This is a genomic window from Caldanaerobacter subterraneus (genome assembly GCF_004345675.1).
Classification (GTDB): Bacteria; Bacillota; Thermoanaerobacteria; order Thermoanaerobacterales; family Thermoanaerobacteraceae; genus Thermoanaerobacter; species Thermoanaerobacter subterraneus.
Window position 1 is genome coordinate 1 of sequence record NZ_SLWU01000075.1, and the last position, 1,266, is coordinate 1,266.

Here is a 1,266-nt window from a genome sequence, read left to right on the forward strand (position 1 = left end):
CGGGGAGGGATACCGGACCGAGCGCAAGCGAGGGAGGATATGCTCACCGACCGAAGGCTTGCCCCTTGACCGTAAGGCGAGCAGGCGTATAATCTTTCCTGCGGGGGCAAACAAAAAAAGCACGTCTGCTTTAAGAGGTGCTCTCTTAACCGGATTTTTGATTTGAGCGAAGCGAAAATGAAAAATCCGTTCCGATTTTTAAAAAAAGAAACTTTATTAGAACCACTCTTAAAACAATGAAATCCCAAAAAGAGATTTCTTTTTCCTTCTGCTTGGCAGTACTGGAGCAAGCAGCTTTAAAAAAATAAAATCATTTTCTTTAGCAAAAGGATTTGGACAGTAAGGTAAAGCTGTCCCTTTAATTCCTGCGTAAAAAGAAATTTCTTCTACATCGCTCTGCAAAGCTAAAGGAAAAATAATATCAATGTCAGAATCAATCCTGTCAATAATCTCATGCCACCGCCATCTTGCAGCAGAAGCCACGACAAAAGCTGTATCTGCTCTATACATTTCTCTTTTCCTTGCTGAATCCAAAACTCCAAGGTCTCTAACGACATACTCGTACTGCCCTGCTTTAATTTTTTTAAGAAGCATATCATAACTCCAATTACCATCATCTCTGCTTTCATCTGGAAAAATATCAATTCCGTGAACTGCATAAGAACCCTCTACTTTTCCTTCTTTTGCTTTTAAGACACTGCATAAAAAAGAAAATACAGGCCTCTGGCTGTCTTCTATAACTGCAGCGGAATGTCCTAATCGTGCAAGAAATGAAGCTATAGAAAGAGCTGTGTGAGTACATCCTATGCCGTGGGCAGTGGCAGATACCGCTATTGTAACAACGCCGGCAGGCCTTTCTTCTATAATAACCCTTTCCTTTGTTTGCACAAAAGCATTCAAAAGCTGACCTGTATGCCATCTTGCGGCCTGAGCATATGTAGCTGGAGGTGAAAGCAAAATATTTTTAATCATCTCAGCCCAATCAGACTCCTTTTTTCCTGCTGCTATGTCGTATATACCTAAGCCAACTATGGAAGAAATTATTTCATCACCCGGTTTCCTGTCAGGTGCAATAACAATTATTCTGGTATTAGGTCTTGCAATTCTGAAACTTTGAAGAGCAGAAACAATTTCTTTACCTGAAAAAACATCGAGGTCTACAATAAGTACATCTGAAGAAACCCGAGAAGCAGAATAAAATATTTCTTTAACACTCTCAGAATCTAATTTACCAATATGTTCAAAAACTATATCTCCTGCATCAGC

Annotated in this window: 1 protein-coding gene; it reads right to left on the minus strand. The window is 39.9% G+C overall.

Annotation, left to right across the window (positions count from 1 at the left end; translation table 11 throughout):
- Positions 1 to 228 precede the first annotated feature (228 nt).
- A partial coding sequence (locus EV203_RS13300; protein WP_132040919.1) for a hypothetical protein occupies positions 229 to 1,266 on the minus strand: 1,038 nt, incomplete at its 5' end.